The sequence below is a fragment of the Sphingomonas sp. CFBP 8765 genome (genome assembly GCF_014841445.1).
Classification (GTDB): Bacteria; Pseudomonadota; Alphaproteobacteria; order Sphingomonadales; family Sphingomonadaceae; genus Sphingomonas; species Sphingomonas aerolata.
This window is the reverse complement of sequence record NZ_JACYTY010000002.1, coordinates 732080-747102: the sequence shown is the minus strand read 5'-3', so window position 1 is coordinate 747102 and position 15023 is coordinate 732080. Positions and strand designations below refer to the sequence as shown.

Sequence of the window (15023 nt, the reverse complement as noted above, 5' to 3'; positions counted from 1 at the left end):
CGCGCGCGCTCCGGTCACAGGCCGCGCGAGATGGTCGCCATGACGGCCGCACCACTTCCGACATAATAGGTCGGCGCAGATCCCGCGATCAGCGTCCCGCCGCGCCCGATCACGTCACGCGCATTGGTCGAGACCGACTGCACCCCCGCCAGCACGCGCGGATCGGTCACGTTGATCGCGTTCAGCCGCAGGTCGGTCCGCTTGCCGTCGAGCATCGACGCCAGATGCACGCCGACCGACAGGTCGAGCGTCGCATAGCCCTTGATGCTCTCGTCGTTGACGAAGGTCGCATATTGCCGGCCGACATATTTCACCGCGACACTGCCGAACAACCGTCCGTCGTCATAGGTCCCGCCGCCACCGACCTGGACGGTCGGGCTCGAGACCGCATGCCGGCCGCGGGTCGGCAGATAATCGTCGCCAACCGGCAGGTCGTCGCTGATTCGCGCGCGTAGATATTCGCCCGAGACATAGACGCTGACACCGCGCGCCGGGCGATAGTCGATCTCGGCATCGATCCCGTAGGAGCTCTGTCCCCCGGCATTCAGCGTCGAATTGACCAGCGCGCCGCCGCTATTGATGACCGTTGCCAGCTGGCGGTTGCGGAAATCATAATGAAACCCCGTCACCGATGCGGACAGCGCTGTACCGATATAGCGATAGCCCAGCTCCTGCGAGACGGCATATTCGTTCTTCAGCGCGGTCGTCCCCGCGCTGACCAGCGCACCGCCCGCATAGCTGTCGTAGAGCGTGAACTCGTTCGGCGTGCGGAAGTTGGTGGTGATGTTGGCGAACAGCTGCTGCCGGTCGTCGATCTCGTAATGCACCGCCGCCCGCGGCAGCGCGGCGAAGCTGTCGAGACGGACGCTGTCCTGCGGGCCGGGCAAGTAATTGCGCCCGCTGCGCAGCACATTGACGCCCTTGAACCCGATATCGACCGCAAGACGCGGGGTCAGCGTGACATGGTCGGCCAGGAACGCCGCCTTGGTCACCGTCACGGTCCGCTGGTTCTCATAGGCGAGCAACCGGCCGTCGGCGGTCCGGATCGCCTTTGCGCGATAGCCCCAGCGATCGGCCGGTGCGCCATCGGCGCCGACCGCGGTGTAGGACTGGACGACGCGGTCGATGCCGTGATCGAACCACAGCCCCGCGGTCAGCCGGTGGATGCCCCGCTCGATCGTCAGCGTGTTGACCGTGCCCACGCGGCGCTGGTCACCTGTATAGTTGCCCAGCACCGTCGCGACCCCGTCGACCGCGCCCGGCAGCGCGATCGGATCGGCGAGCGGCTCGATGCCGAGGAAATTGCCGGTCGTGCCGAGCTGCGTGCCATAGGGCGAATTGCCGTAGCCGAACTGCAGATAGCTGGTGCTGTCGAGCGTCACCCCCGCGCCCAGCGCCAGATGCACCGGCGCCGACGCATAGAGGTTGCGGAACGGCGCGCGGTAGAGCCGCCAGTAATTGGTGTTGCCCGCACTGTACCGCGCATCGAAGTTGAAATCGCGTCCCTGGGCGCGCCATTCGGCGAGCGTCGGGCTGCGATAGGTCGACGAGTTTGCATCGTTGAACGACAGCGCCAGGCTCGCGCGGTTGCCGTTGCCCCATTCGCCGAGCAGCTTGGCATCGACATGCTGGCGCGTGTCATGGCCGGCACCGCGCCAGTTGTTCGCGCGCGTGTTCGAATAGGAGACGAACGCCCGCAGCCCCGTCTGGCCGATCCGCCCGCTATCGAGCCGGACGAAGCCGCGCCGCGCCGCATAGGACCCGATCGACAGGTCGACGAGCCCGCGCGGCGCCGCACTCGGATCGTCGAGCCAGAGCGACAGCGACCCGCCCGCACCGCCCAGCGTCGGCGACGCGATATCGACCGCGGCCTGCGCCAGCGCGATGCGTTGCAGATTCTCGGTATCGGCGAACTGCGAGGGATAGGCGTAATAATAGCCAATGTCGTTCTGCGGCGCGCCCTCCATCGTCACACCGATCTCGTCCTGCCCCAGCCCGCGCAACGTCAGGCTCGAACTGGTCGACAAGCCGTAAGGATCACTCGACGCGACGGTCGCGCCGGGCAGGAGGTTGACCAGCTGGAACGCGTTGAGCGTCGGCGCCTGCTTGGTGATGAACGCCGCGGCGATCGCGCTCTCGGACTTGGGCACCGTCTGGTCGGGGAGCAGCCCCTCGGGATCGAGAAGACCGACGACGCGGATATCGACCGGGTCGGCGCCGTCCCGCGAATCCGCCTGCGTCTGCGCGCCGGCGGGGGTGAAGGCCACCACAGCAGCAAGTGCCACTGCCAGCGCACTGCACGCAACACGGGGCGGCCGGCCCGTCATCAGGTCAAATCGAAGGATCATCACGGTCTTGCGTCCACTCCACACGGAGGGACGACGGACGCGCCGCCAGCCCTCCCTACGCCGGTATCAACCGGATCAGGTTCAGCGGGTCATGGGCTGCAGCCCACCTCTCAGCCGCGCGTCAGCGGCCCCCCGGGGAGCGCGCCGTCTAGGCGGTTCGGTCTTCCGGGGATAGCGTTATTGCCCGTTCGCCCTTCCGCAGCGCCTTCCCGGCACACGCGCGGCAGAATTATATGACAATCCACGCCACCCAGACGCTTGCAGTGGGTGACAGCCGGACCGGTTTGCGCCACACAGGCTTTATGGAGCGTGTGCTGACCGACGTCGTTGCCCTGGAGAATCGGGATCTGGGACGGAACCTTACGCATGGCATGCTCGACCTGCTCGGCAAGGCCATCGTGACCGGCCAATATACGGATCGGCCCTTCCCGACCGAGGCGGAGATCGCGGTGGCGCATGGCGTCAGCCGATCGGTGACCCGCGAGGCGGTCAAGATGCTGACCGCCAAGGGACTGGTCAGCGCGCGCCCGCGACAGGGCACGATCGTCCAGCCAGCGAGCAGCTGGAACCTGTTCGACACCGATGTGCTGCGCTGGCTGCTGGACCGCAAATTCTCGGTCGAGCTGCTCCAGCAGTTCAACCAGCTGCGGATCGGGATCGAACCGGAAGCGGCGGCGCTCGCGGCGCTGTACCACACCGAACAGGACATGGTCGCGATCGAGGCGGGGCTGGCGCGGATGGCCGCGGCTGAGCGCAGCTATGACGATCCACTCGACGCGGACATCGCGTTCCACGTCGCCGTCCTGCGCGCGTCGCGCAACCCCTTCTACGCACAGTTCCAGTCGGTGGTCGAAACCGCGCTTCGCACCTCGATCCGCTTCACCAACCGTATCAAGGGGCGCAGCGCGAACATCGCCGACCATGCCGCGGTCGCCGTCGCGATCGCCGCGCGCGATGCCGATGGTGCGCGCGACGCGATGCGACGCCTGATCGGCGACGTGCTCAGCCTGATCGCCGAGGCCTGACACCCGAATCGTCGCGACCCGGTGTACGATCAAGGGACAGCACCGTGCGACGCCGTCACTCGACCTGATCGCGCTTTTCACTTATCGAGACGCGGTGCCCTTGGGCCCGGTGCCGCGAGTCGAGATTTGACAAGCGCCGGAATAGCTCGAAGGACGAAATGCGACCGCGCATCATGCGGGTAGCAATTGAAAACATGACGGGAAACAATGCGAAGGGCTCGAGACGAGCGAACTGCACGGATCGGCAAGGTCGCGCTCGCGGCGGCCATGACCGGCGGTTTGGTGAGCGGTGCGCAGGCACAGACGGTCAACGTCAACACACCCGTCAGCGTGCCCGTCGCGGGCAATGTCGACCGGTTTCGTGTCGTGCCGGTGATCACCAGTGTCTATGACAGCAACGTGCTGCGTCTCAACGACGCGCGCGGCAGCGGACCGCGCGACAATATCCGCGTTTCGCCGGCGCTGGCGGTCGACCTGAACCGCATCTTCGGACGCACCCGCGTCACCGCCGGCGGCACGGTCGGCTATGATTTCAACACCCGGTTCAGCGGCCTCGATCGCGAGCGGATCAACCTGACCTCGAGCGTGACGACCCCGGTCGGCGCGCCCTGCAGCGTGACCGGCAGCGCGGCGCTCGAACGCGCGCAGTTCGATCTCGGCGACACCAACACCGTGGTGACCGAGAGCTTCCTGCGCCAGGTCTATGACGTCGGCGCGAGCTGCCGCGCCGCGGCGGGTTTCTTTCCCGCGGTGGGCGTCAACCGCGTGTCGCTCACCAACAGCAGCCGCAAGGTTCTGGACACGAACCAGTCGGCGCTGCGCGCGGGGATCGGCTACGGGCGGCCCAGCCTCGGTACGCTGCAGCTCATTGGCTCGGTTGCGAAGATCGCGCGCCCGGGTATCGAGGATCTGACCGGGATCGACGATTCGACGATGATCACCGACGTCCAGCTGGTCTTCGAACGTTCGGTCGCGCCGCGCGTCAGCTTCCGGCTTGGCGGCGGCATCACGCATGCCGACCCCAAGCGCGCGGCCGTGCCGTCCTTCAGCGGCCCGTCGTTCGACGCGCAGGTGACGATACGCCCGGTGCCCCGGTTCACGATCGTCGGCTCCGGCCGCCGTGCGGTGCAGAATCAGAGCTCGTTTGGCGCGACCTATATCATCGCCGACAGCTACAACCTCAACGTGTCCTATCTGCTCTCGGCGCGTAGCACCGCCACGCTGTTCGCCCAGCGCGCGCGACGCGACCCGCGCGGCGAGGATCTGGCGCTTACGCTTCAACCACCACGCGGCAAGGATAGGCTGAACGTCGTCGGCGGAAGCTATGCATTCGATTTTCACCGGTCGCTGCGGCTCAGCCTGAACGTCGCTCACCAGCGCCGCACGGCGGACAATGCGATTTACGACTATACGGCCACATCCGCATCGGCGGGTGTCACGGCCCGTTTCTAAGGGGATGATGATGAAGATCCGCATGGCGCATTCGCTTGTTCTGCCGTTGCTCATGGCCGCTGCGGCCGCCGGGGCGCAGGTACCAACCGCGCGCCCGACACCCGCGCCGGCGGGTGCCGTACCCAACGACGGCTATCGCCTGGCCCCCGATGACGAGGTCGAGGTGACGATTTTCGGCCAGGGCCCGGGCCAGGTGGTCAAGACGCGCGTCAAAAGCGATGGCACGATCACCCTGCCGTTCCTCGGCGCGGTCCAGGTGCGCAACCAGACCGCGCGTGAACTGGCCGCGGACATCGCCGCCCGGCTGCGGAGCGGCGGCTATTTCGTCAAGCCCGTCGTCAATGTCGAGGTCACGCAGTTCGTCAGCAGTTCGGTGACCGTGTTCGGCGAGGTCGGAACCCCCGGCATCTATCCGCTCGATCTGCAGCTGACCGTCGGCATGACGCTCGCCCGCGCGGGCGGCACGCGTGGGACCAGCGCGGACTATGCGATCCTGAAGCGGGTCGGCGATCCGGTCGAACACCGTATCCTCCTCTCGGACCTCAGCGGCGAATGGAGCGCGGCGACGCTGCTCGAGGCGAAGGACACGCTCTTCGTTCCGGTCGCGCCCGTCATCTATGTCTATGGTCAGGTGAATTCGCCCGGATCCTTCCCGTTAAAGACCGGGATGACGGTTCGCCAGGCGCTTGCCCGCGCCGGTGGTCCGACGCTCGCCGGATCGACGCGGAACGTCACGATCTTCCGCGACGGCGAGAAGCTGAAGAAGGTCGATCTCGACGGCGAACTGAAGGCCGAGGACTCGGTCTTCATCAATGAAAAATGGCTCTAAATCAGTGATCGGCGTCCGGGGGTCGGAATGTCTCGTTTCATGCGATGCCCTGCGCGTTCGTCGTCGCCAGGTCCGTTTCGCAACAGCCTGACGTCTGCGGTCACGGCCTGAGAAGAGGGCGTTCCGGCAACGGGGCGCCCTTTTTCATGCCCTACTGCCCCGCCATGTCCGTCGCCGCCCGCACCAGCACGCCTTGCCATCCGGGCCAGCCGTCGCGATTCCCCCGGCGTTGGTCGAGTGACGCTTGCACGGGTCACCGGCTTGGGTGATGGGCGTGCCGATGCGACATAACGGCCTGTTCATTGCGCTGGGAGGCGCTGCGCTGGTCGCGACGGCTGGCGTTGCGGTCATGATTGCGCCCGCGCGCACCGGTCTGCCGATCACGCTCGATCCCGCCGCCGATGCCCCCTCCGCGACAGGGCCGCGCAAGCCCGCGCATCCGCGCTATACCGGCGTCAACATCGCGACGGGCGGCTTTGCCTCCAAGCGCATTCCCGGGCGCTACGGCTTCGACTATTTCTACCCCAAGCCACAGGAGACCGCGCCCTTCGTCGCCGCGGGCATGAATGCGATCCGCGTGCCCGTTCTCTGGGAACGGCTGCAACCGCAGCCCAATGCCCCGATCGACGCCGCGGAACTCGCGCGGCTCGACGAATCGATCGCTGGGCTCGGCGGGTTCGGCCTGATCATCCTCGACGTGCACAATTACGCCAAATACCGCGGCCAACGGCTCGACCAGATCGACCCGCGCGGCGCGATGCTCGCCGACCTCTGGACCCGCCTCGCCCGCCATTATGCCGGGGACAAGCGTATCGGGTTCGGCGTGATGAACGAACCCAATGGCCTGTCCGCCACGGCGTGGCGACCGATTGCGGAGGCGTCCTTGCAAGCAATCCGCGCGACGGGCGCGCGCAATCTGGTGCTCGTCCCGGGAACGAACTGGTCGGGTGCCCATTCCTGGACGAAAGGCAGCGACTCGAACGGCGAGGCGCTGAAAACGCTCGTCGACCCGGCGAACAACATGGCGTTCGAGATGCACCAATATCCGGATGCCGACTCCTCGGGCACGCATCCGGAATGCGTGTCGCCAAAGGCCGCCGCACAGGCGTTCGATTCGGCCACCGCCTGGCTGCGCGCCAACAAGGCACGGGGATTTCTCGGCGAATTCGGCGCGAGCAGCGACCCGAACTGCCTCGCCGCGCTCGATGCGGTGCTCGGCACACTTGACGCGGGCTCGGACGTCTGGCTCGGTTGGACCTATTGGGCAGGCGGCGCCCTGTGGGGGCCGTATATGTACAGCGTGCAACCCGACAAGACCGGGGACAAACCGCAAATGTCTATCCTGATACGGCACAAATCTTAATGATCACAGGGTATAGTGGCCCCGTGGAGCCGTACGGCAATCCTATTGTGCGTTGCAGCAACGTCGCGTACCCGCTCCCCGGATCGGCAAGGCAGATACAAGAATTATGTTGAAGTCATGGATTGCATCGCTGACGCGCTGGCTGGACGGCCGCGGATGGGCCGAGCCCCCCGTGATCGAGCTGACGCATCGCTACACCCCGCCCGCCGCGCCGGTCGTCGACCTGCCCGCGGATCCCGTCCCGGCAAGCACCGCGACGCGGCTGATCGGCGACCGGCGCAGGATCGCGGACACGTTCGATGCCGCACGCCCGGTGCGGACCCGCGGCGAGCTGTTCGGACGCGCGGTCGAGCTCGACCATCTGCTCGCCGCGACGCTCGACTTTCACCAGCATGCGGTGATCCACGGCGCACGCGGCTCGGGCAAGACGTCGCTGGTGCGCGTGCTCGGCGAGCATGCGGATGAATCGGGCGCCGTCGTGCTCTATTTCGCGTGCGAACCGCATGCGACCTTCGCCGACATCATCAGGCTCTATCTCGACGCGCTCCCGCCCGCAGCCTTCGCGCCCGGCGGACAGCGTGCCTTTGCGCAGAAGCTCGAACAGATGCCGGAGAATTTCGGCCCACGGGCGTTCGTCGATCTGGTGGCAGACCGCGTCACCGCGCCGACGATCCTGATCTTCGACGAGTTCGACCGGATCGAGGATGCGAGCGTGAAGAGCGACGTCGCTGCGGCGATGAAGCTGCTGTCCGACGCGCTCGTGCCGGTGCTGTTCGTGCTGGTGGGAATCGCGCGGACCGTGTCCGACGTCGTCGCTGGCCACCCGTCGCTGCGCCGGCACATGCGGATCGTGTCGCTGGGCCGGATCGGCGCCGACAGCGTCGACGCGCTGATCGCACGTGGCGAGGCCAATACCGGCGTCCGCTTCGATACCGATGCGCGCGTGATGATCGCCGATGCCGCCTGTGGCTCGCCCTATCACCTGCGCATGCTGGCCGGGCATTCATCGCTCGCCGCTGTCAGCAGCGACGCGGATATCGTCACCAAGGCGCATACCCGCACCGGCTTCGTCGATGCGTTCAGCCACTGGGCGCAGATGAACGAACCCGATGCGCGGCTGTTCGCGAAGGTCGTGCTCGGCTGCACGCTCGAACAGCGCGATGCGCTCGAGGCCTTGGCCCGCACTGCCGCGACGATGGACGTCGTTTTGCTTGATACCGATCGATATGATCGTGCCATTTCGATGCTAGACCCCGCATTGGTCCGCGAACGGGGCAATGACGGCGAACACGATGGCGTGTATTTCCGTGACAGTACCGCGCCGCAGATGCTGATCGCGCTGTTGATGACGACCCCTGTTTCCACCACGGCGGCCCGGCTTGGCGCACCGCAGGAGAGCAACCTTGCTAATACCCGCTGATCTGATCGCGTCGCTCAAGGCGCGCTGGCGTATCGAGCTGGCGATCATTCTGCTGATCGTCGTGCTGGTCGCACTCTGGACGGCCGTCACGCCCAAGACCTATGTCGCGCAGTCCTCGCTGCTGTTCGACGGCGGCCCGGCCCAGTCGGTTACCGACGAGGCGGCGCCGCAGCAGGATGGCGTGGCCGCGCTCGTCGCGACCCAGGCCGACGTCCTGCAGAGCGAGGCGATCGCCGCCGCGGTCGTCCGCGACCTGAAGCTTGCCGCCAACCCGCAGGTTGCTGACCAGTGGCGTGCGCGCACCGGTGGCGCCGGCGACGTCAACGCCTGGTATGGTCGCCAGCTGCTCGGCGGGCTCGAGGTCATACCGGGCCGGACCTCGCGCGTGCTCGCGATCCGCTTCAAATCGGCCGATCCGCAATTCTCGGCACAGGTCGCCAATGGCTTTGCCACCAGCTACCTAGATGCGCGCCTGCAACTGCAGACCGATCCCGCCCGCACCTATTCGCGCTGGTTCGAGGATCGCACGCGCGAGGTCCGCACCGCGCTCGAGCAGGCGCAGGGCCGGCTGACCGCGTTCCAGCGTCGCACCGGGATCGTCGACACGACGACCAACAACACCGACGCCGCGCGCCTGACCGAATTGTCCGGCCAGCTAACCGCGGCCGAAGCGGCGGCGGCGGATGCCGGCGCGCGGGCGGGCGGCGGCAGCACCGGGCTCGACGTGCAGTCGGCCGGTGTCGTCCAGGGTCTGCGCACGCAGATCTCGGCCAAGACGGCCGAAGTCGCACAGCTCAGCGCGGATCTCGGTCCGAACCACCCGCAGCGTCAGGCCGCCGAGGCGGAACTGTCGGCGCTGCGTCGCCGGCTCGCGGTCGAGACCGGGACGAGCACCAATGCGGTGCGCGTCGCCAGCGGTGCGGCGAGCAGCAAGGAAAGCCAGATGCGCGCCCTGCTGAACCAGCAGCGCGGCAAGATGCTGTCGCTCGCGGGAGACCGCGCCGAGCTCGACGTGCTTCAGCGTGACGTCGATTCGGCGCGCGCGGCCTATGACACCGTAACCCAGCGTCTCGGCACGATGCGGCTGCAGAGCGAGGCGCCGTCGACCAACGTCGTCCAGCTCGACGTCGCGCAGCCGCCGATGTTCCCCTCCTCGCCCAACGTACCGATGCGGTTGGCGCTCGGCCTAGTGCTGGGCGGGATGCTGGCGGCGGGGACGGCGCTGGCGCTCGAACTGTGGCGGCCGCGGGTGCGGACGTCGAGTGGCGCAGCGACGGCCATGGGTGTGCCCGTGCTGGGCTCGGTATCGTTTTCGCAGTCGCGCGTCGCGTCGCTGCTGGGTGGAAGGCAGACGTCATGAGGCTTCGTTCGAGCGAAACGGCAAATGTCGTTCGTCCCGCGGTCGCGCCGGGCGCCGAAGCGCCCAGCCAGCGGCAGCTTCTGGGCAAATTGCTGTCGCTGTCGCCCGAGGCGCATCGCCAGATCGAGCATCGCCAGGCTGAAACCGGGCTGTTGTTCGGCGAGGCGGCGGTCCAGCTCGGCTTTGCGACCGAGGAGCAGGTGCGCCGCGCGATCGAGCTGCAGCAGGGCTTCACCGTTCTTCCCGAGGGCGATGAGCGCGTCGATCCGCTGGTCGTCGCAGCATTCGCGCCCGACGATCCCATCGCGGTCACCGCGCGTGACATTCGCGCGATCGTGACGCGCGACGTCCGTCCCGACGGCTCTCCGCTTCAGGGGATCGCGATGATCGGGATCGACGACGAGACGCTGCATACCACCGTGCTCACCGCCAATCTGGCCGTCGCGTGCGCCCAGGCCGGCTATTCGACGCTGCTCGTCGATGGCGGCATCGGCGCGCCGCGTCAGCACGGGCTGTTCCGCCTGCCCAACCGGACCGGGCTGTCGACGCTGCTGTCGTCGGGCGGCCGCGTCGAGGCGATCGCCCAGACGACCGCGATCCCCGGCCTGTCGCTGCTGTCGGCGGGTCCGAGCGTCCCCAACGCGTCCGAGCTCTTCGACCGCCAGCGGCTTGCGAACACGCTCGATCCGCTGCGCGATCATTATGGGCTGGTGATCTTCGACGCCGGCCCCGCCAGCGCGACACAGCTCGAGGCGTGTTTCGGGCTCGACGCGGCGATCATCGTCGCGCGCCGCAACCGGTCGGACGCACGCGCGCTGCGCAACGCCGCGGCCGTGCTGCAGGAGCATGCCACCCCCGTTCTCGGCTCGATCCTGATCGATTGAGCATGGTGGGCATGATGGAGATTCGGCGAATCGGCCACATCGATGTGGTCGCCACCGATGTACCGGGTGCCGTTGCACAGGTGGTTGCCGCGGTAGAAGGCGACGGTCCAGCCATCTTTGGCTTCTGCAATGCGCACAGCGTCAACCTTGCGCGGGCGGATCCCGCCTTCGTGACCGCGACGCGGGCGGGCGTGTTCTTCAACGACGGCAGCGGCGTCGATATCGCCAGCCGGCTGCTCTACGGCACGCGCTTCCCGGCCAATCTCAATGGCACCGACCTGACGCCCGCGGTGCTCGCCGCGCTGCCGGCGGGAACGGGCGTCTTCCTGCTCGGCAGCCCGCCAGGCGTCGCGCAAAAGGCCGCTGCGATCCTGGCGGAGCGCTTCCCGAACATCCGCATCGCGGGCAGCCATCACGGCTTTTTCAGCGCCGATGAGGCACCCGCGCTGTCGGAGCGGATCCGCGCATCGGGGGCACGGCTCGTGCTCGCCGGCATGGGACAGCCGCGGCAGGAAAAATGGGCGGCCGCCAATGCGGGCACCGTCGGTGCGGTGATCCTGTGCATCGGCGCCTTTCTCGATTTCACTGCGGGCCAGTTCGTCCGCGCGCCGCTCTGGATGCAGCGCGCGGGCATCGAATGGACCTTCCGCCTTCTGCAAGAGCCCCGACGGATGGCGTCACGCTATCTCGTCGGGAACGCGACCTTCCTGGCCGCGACGCTCGGACAACGGATGAAGCGATGAAACAGATGATGCCTCCTCGCCTGCACCGCGCACTCTCGCGTCTGCGCCATGCGCCACCGCCGTCCTATGACGACCGCTATCCGCGCGTCGACGTGTTCGAATGGCGTCCAGCGGGCAGCGCGATCAATTTCGGCGACCGGCTGGCGACGGTCGTCGCCGAGCGTGTCCTCGCGCTGCACGGCCGCAGCCTCGACGAGGAGACGGCGCGCGACGCGACGCTGTTCACGGTCGGATCGGTGATGCATTTCGCCAAGACCGGCGACACCGTCTGGGGCTCGGGCGTCAACGGCAAGATCCCCGCCGATCGTCACGCTTTCGACGCACTCGACATCCGCGCGGTCCGCGGTCCGCTGACGGCGGCGTTCCTTTCGGAGCGCGGGCTGGACGTCCCGGCGGTCTATGGCGACCCCGCGCTGCTGCTGCCGACGCTGTTCCCCGACCGGTTCAAGCGGCATAGCGCCCTGCCGGTCCTGTTCGTCCCCAACCTGCACGACCTCACGCTCGCGCCGACGCTCGGTCTGCCGTTCGTGTCGCCCCTGCGCGGCTGGAATGCGGTGGTCGAGCAGATCGTCGGGTCTGATCTGGTGCTCGCCAGCTCGCTCCATGGCGTCGTGATCGCCGAGGCCTTCGGCATTCCCGCGCGGCATGTCCGCCTGACCGAGACCGAACCGCCGTTCAAATATGACGATTATGCGCGCGGGACCGGACGATCCGGCATCGACTCCGCGAACAGCGTCGCCGAAGCGCTCGAAATGGGGGGCGCACCGCCGATATCCTTCGATCCCCAGGCGCTGCTCGCGACATTCCCGCACGATTTGTGGGAGTGAGTTATGGCTGCCCCCTCATTAGGTAAACAGGTCGGACGCGGCGCAATTTGGTCGGTCGTCAACAGCGCGCTCGTCCAGGTCATCAACCTCCTGGTCTTCCTGGTGACCGCACGGTTCGTCCCGGTCGCCGATTTCGGCATCCTCGCCACCTGCCTGCTCTTCGTCGAGCTGTTCAAGCAGATCTCGGTCGAGAGCTTCGCCACCGCGATCGTCTCGCGCGGTGCGCCCGACGCCGGCGACTACAACGCCTGCTTCCTGCTGATCCAGATCGGCGCGGTGATCGGCGCGGCGCTGATGCTGCTGTCGGCGCAGTTCATCTCGGAGATCATGCACAATGAGCGGATCGAGTTCGCGCTCCGGCTGACCTCCGTCCTGCTGCTCAGTTCGGGGCTGTCGCGCACGCATGAGGCGTGGATGACGCGCCAGTTGCTGTTCAAGCCGCTCGCGATCCGCTCGATCCTCGCGCTGCTTGTCGGCGGCGGTGCGGGCCTGTTCCTCGCGATGAACGGCTGGGGCCTGACCGCGCTTGTCGTCCAGCAGCTCACCACCTCCTTGCTGTCGACGATCCTTCTCTGGGTCGTCAGCGATTGGCGGCCGAGCCTGCGCGTCGAACGCGCCAAGCTGCTCGCGACCTGGCGCTATGGCCGCCATGTCGCGATCACCGGCTTCACCAACTTCGCCAATACGCAGAGCGACACCTTCTTCTCGTCCTATTATCTCGGCGCGTCGGCGACGGGAATCTACAACGCTGCCAAGCGCATCCTGCTCGGCCTCAACCAGCTGATGGCATCCGCGCTGTCGCGCGTCGCGCTGCCGACCTTTGCCGGGCTTCGCGACGACGAGGAACGGCTTCGCGGCGCGTTTCTGAACGCGGTATCCTTCACCACCGCGATCACCGCGCCGATGTTCCTGTCGCTCATCGCGGTCAGCGATCTGGTCGTGCGCGTCGCGCTCGGTGCGAAATGGATGGAGGCGGCACCGATCATCTCGATCATCGCCGGCACCGCCTATCTGACGACGATCGGCCAGTATAATCAGGCGATCATCCTGGTGAAGGACAAGCCGCACTGGCAGACGGTCCTCACCTCGATCTACGCGGTCAGCAACATATCGCTGTTCCTCGTCGTCGTGCGCTATGGTCTCCAGGCGCTCGCGATCGGCTTCACCGTCCGCGCCGTCCTGCTCTACCCGCTTTCGGTCGGCGCGGCCCTCCACCTGCTGAGGATAAAACCGATGGCCTATGCTGCCCGCATAGCACCCTCGCTTGCCGCATCCGCGGTGATGGTCGGGGCGCTGCTTCTGCTGCACCGGACGATCGACGTCCCCTCCCCGCTGCTCGCGCTGGTCATCCACGTCGCGGTCGGCGCGGTCGTCTATGCCGCCGCGCTGTTCGTGATCGGCCGCCGCGACATGCTCGCACTCATCCGCTTCGCGCGGACGGCGGTGGCCCGTGGCTGATCCGCTCCGCGTCCTCGCCTGGCCCGCCGGTGATCCGAGCGACCTCAACCCCTATGTCCGCCGCATGTACGGCGCGTTCCGCGCGCCCGCGGCCTCGGTCACCGCGTTCCGTCCGCTGATGCGGCGCATCCCCGCCGCGGACATCTTCCATATCCACTGGCCCGAGGGGATCTTCGAAGGCTCGGGCAGCAACAACCCGGCGATCGTCGCAGCGAAGGCGGCGCGTGTGCTGAACGCCGCGCGGGGCATCCGGCGATCGGGCGGCAAGCTCGTCGTGACCGCGCACAATGTCACGCCGCACCGCGACCTGACCGGCTGGCGGCACCGGGTCTGGCACGCCTATCATGCGCGGCTTCTCGGCCAGATCGACCACCTGATCGGCCTGTCCGCGGCCTCGCTCGAGCGCTATCGCGCCGCGCATCCGGCGATCGGCGCGGTCGCGGGGACGATCATTCCGCACCCGCATTACCGTGAGGACTATTCCGCGATTCCTCGTGCCGAAGCGCGCGCGGCCTGGGCGATTCCCGACGGTATCTGGGTGCTCGGCATGATCGGGTCGCTCCGTCCCAGCAAGAACCTGGTCGAGGCCGCCGAGGCGTTCCTCGCGATCCGCCGGCCCGATGAGATGCTGCTGATCGCCGGCGATGCGGGCGATGACGACATCGCCGCGCGGCTTACCGCGGTCGCGGGCCGGTCCGACGGGACGATCCGTATCGTAACCGGACCGCTCGACGATGCGCGCTTCGCCTCGGCGATCGCCGCCTGCGACGCCTGTCTGATGAACCAGACATCGACGCTCAACTCGGGCACCGCGCTCGTCACGCTGTCGCTCGACCGCCCGCTGCTCGCCCCCGCGGTCGGCACGCTGCCCAGCCTGGCGGCGGAGATCGCCGGCGGCTGGGTCACGCTGTTCGATCCCCCGCTCGCGCCGCCGGCGCTGCGCGCGAGCATCGACACGCTTCGCACCAGCCCACCGGGCGGCCGCCCCGACCTGGAGCCGCTCGACCCGATGCGACTGTCCGAGGCGATGCTCGCGCGATTCAAGAATTTGGCGTCGGGCTGACCTCGGGCGCGAAGCCCTTCGCATCGTCGATCTTCGCCGCCTTGCGCAGCACCGCCTGACGCTGGCTGTTCCCCGATTGCAGCGGACCGTCGCGAGCCAGCCAGGCCTCTACGTCGCGCCCGTTCGGGGTCGGGCGCAGCGCCGTGGTCGTCGTCGGGGCAGTCCCACCGCGAGAGCGGGGGCAAGATACTGCATTTGCCCGAGACGATGAGAAAATCTAGAAGGACCGGGCATAGGGATCGCCTCTGACG

At 67.5% G+C, this 15023-nt stretch carries 12 protein-coding genes and 1 riboswitch; of the genes, 11 read left to right on the top strand and 1 reads right to left on the bottom strand.

Annotated features, from left to right (window positions below; translation table 11 throughout):
• Nucleotides 1–14: 14 nt before the first annotated feature.
• Entirely contained in the window at nucleotides 15–2327 is a 2313-nt protein-coding gene (locus IFT87_RS08070; RefSeq protein WP_192008200.1) for a TonB-dependent receptor domain-containing protein, read from the bottom strand.
• 70 nt (nucleotides 2328–2397) lie between these two features.
• Nucleotides 2398–2486: riboswitch (TPP riboswitch) on the bottom strand.
• 164 nt (nucleotides 2487–2650) lie between these two features.
• Between IFT87_RS08070 and IFT87_RS08065 the strand changes: the two genes are divergently transcribed.
• The 11 genes from IFT87_RS08065 (at nucleotide 2651) to IFT87_RS08015 (ending at nucleotide 14772) form a co-directional block, all read left to right on the top strand.
• A complete protein-coding gene (locus IFT87_RS08065; protein ID WP_051916620.1) occupies nucleotides 2651–3373 on the top strand; it encodes a FadR/GntR family transcriptional regulator in 723 nt (240 codons plus the stop codon).
• A 207-nt stretch (nucleotides 3374–3580) separates the two neighbouring features.
• On the top strand, nucleotides 3581–4825 hold the full coding sequence (locus tag IFT87_RS08060) for an outer membrane beta-barrel protein (protein WP_081874419.1): 1245 nt from the start codon (nucleotides 3581–3583) through the stop codon (nucleotides 4823–4825).
• Nucleotides 4826–4835: 10 nt separating this feature from the next.
• Entirely contained in the window at nucleotides 4836–5654 is an 819-nt protein-coding gene (locus IFT87_RS08055) for an SLBB domain-containing protein (RefSeq protein ID WP_183936973.1), read from the top strand.
• Between the two features lie 280 nt (nucleotides 5655–5934).
• On the top strand, nucleotides 5935–7017 hold the full coding sequence (locus IFT87_RS08050) for a glycoside hydrolase family 5 protein (RefSeq protein ID WP_249403276.1): 1083 nt from the start codon (nucleotides 5935–5937) through the stop codon (nucleotides 7015–7017).
• A gap of 106 nt (nucleotides 7018–7123) precedes the next feature.
• Nucleotides 7124–8437 (top strand): ATP-binding protein, encoded by a 1314-nt coding sequence (locus IFT87_RS08045; protein WP_192008079.1) that lies wholly within the window; start codon nucleotides 7124–7126, stop codon nucleotides 8435–8437.
• Complete coding sequence (locus IFT87_RS08040; RefSeq protein WP_052149186.1) at nucleotides 8421–9797, top strand: GNVR domain-containing protein; 1377 nt, start codon at nucleotides 8421–8423, stop codon at nucleotides 9795–9797. The genes IFT87_RS08045 and IFT87_RS08040 overlap by 17 nt, the downstream gene beginning before the upstream one ends.
• Nucleotides 9794–10681 (top strand): CpsD/CapB family tyrosine-protein kinase, encoded by an 888-nt coding sequence (locus IFT87_RS08035; protein WP_037530233.1) that lies wholly within the window; start codon nucleotides 9794–9796, stop codon nucleotides 10679–10681. Before IFT87_RS08040 ends, IFT87_RS08035 begins: the two co-directional genes overlap by 4 nt.
• A 14-nt stretch (nucleotides 10682–10695) precedes the next feature.
• On the top strand, nucleotides 10696–11424 hold the full coding sequence (locus IFT87_RS08030; protein WP_157840529.1) for a WecB/TagA/CpsF family glycosyltransferase: 729 nt from the start codon (nucleotides 10696–10698) through the stop codon (nucleotides 11422–11424).
• Entirely contained in the window at nucleotides 11421–12251 is an 831-nt protein-coding gene (locus tag IFT87_RS08025) for a polysaccharide pyruvyl transferase family protein (RefSeq protein WP_197975168.1), read from the top strand. The genes IFT87_RS08030 and IFT87_RS08025 overlap by 4 nt, the downstream gene beginning before the upstream one ends.
• A gap of 3 nt (nucleotides 12252–12254) precedes the next feature.
• Nucleotides 12255–13709 (top strand): lipopolysaccharide biosynthesis protein, encoded by a 1455-nt coding sequence (locus IFT87_RS08020; protein ID WP_042467778.1) that lies wholly within the window; start codon nucleotides 12255–12257, stop codon nucleotides 13707–13709.
• A complete protein-coding gene (locus IFT87_RS08015; protein WP_192008077.1) occupies nucleotides 13702–14772 on the top strand; it encodes a hypothetical protein in 1071 nt (356 codons plus the stop codon). Before IFT87_RS08020 ends, IFT87_RS08015 begins: the two co-directional genes overlap by 8 nt.
• The last annotated feature ends 251 nt before the right edge of the window (nucleotides 14773–15023 follow it).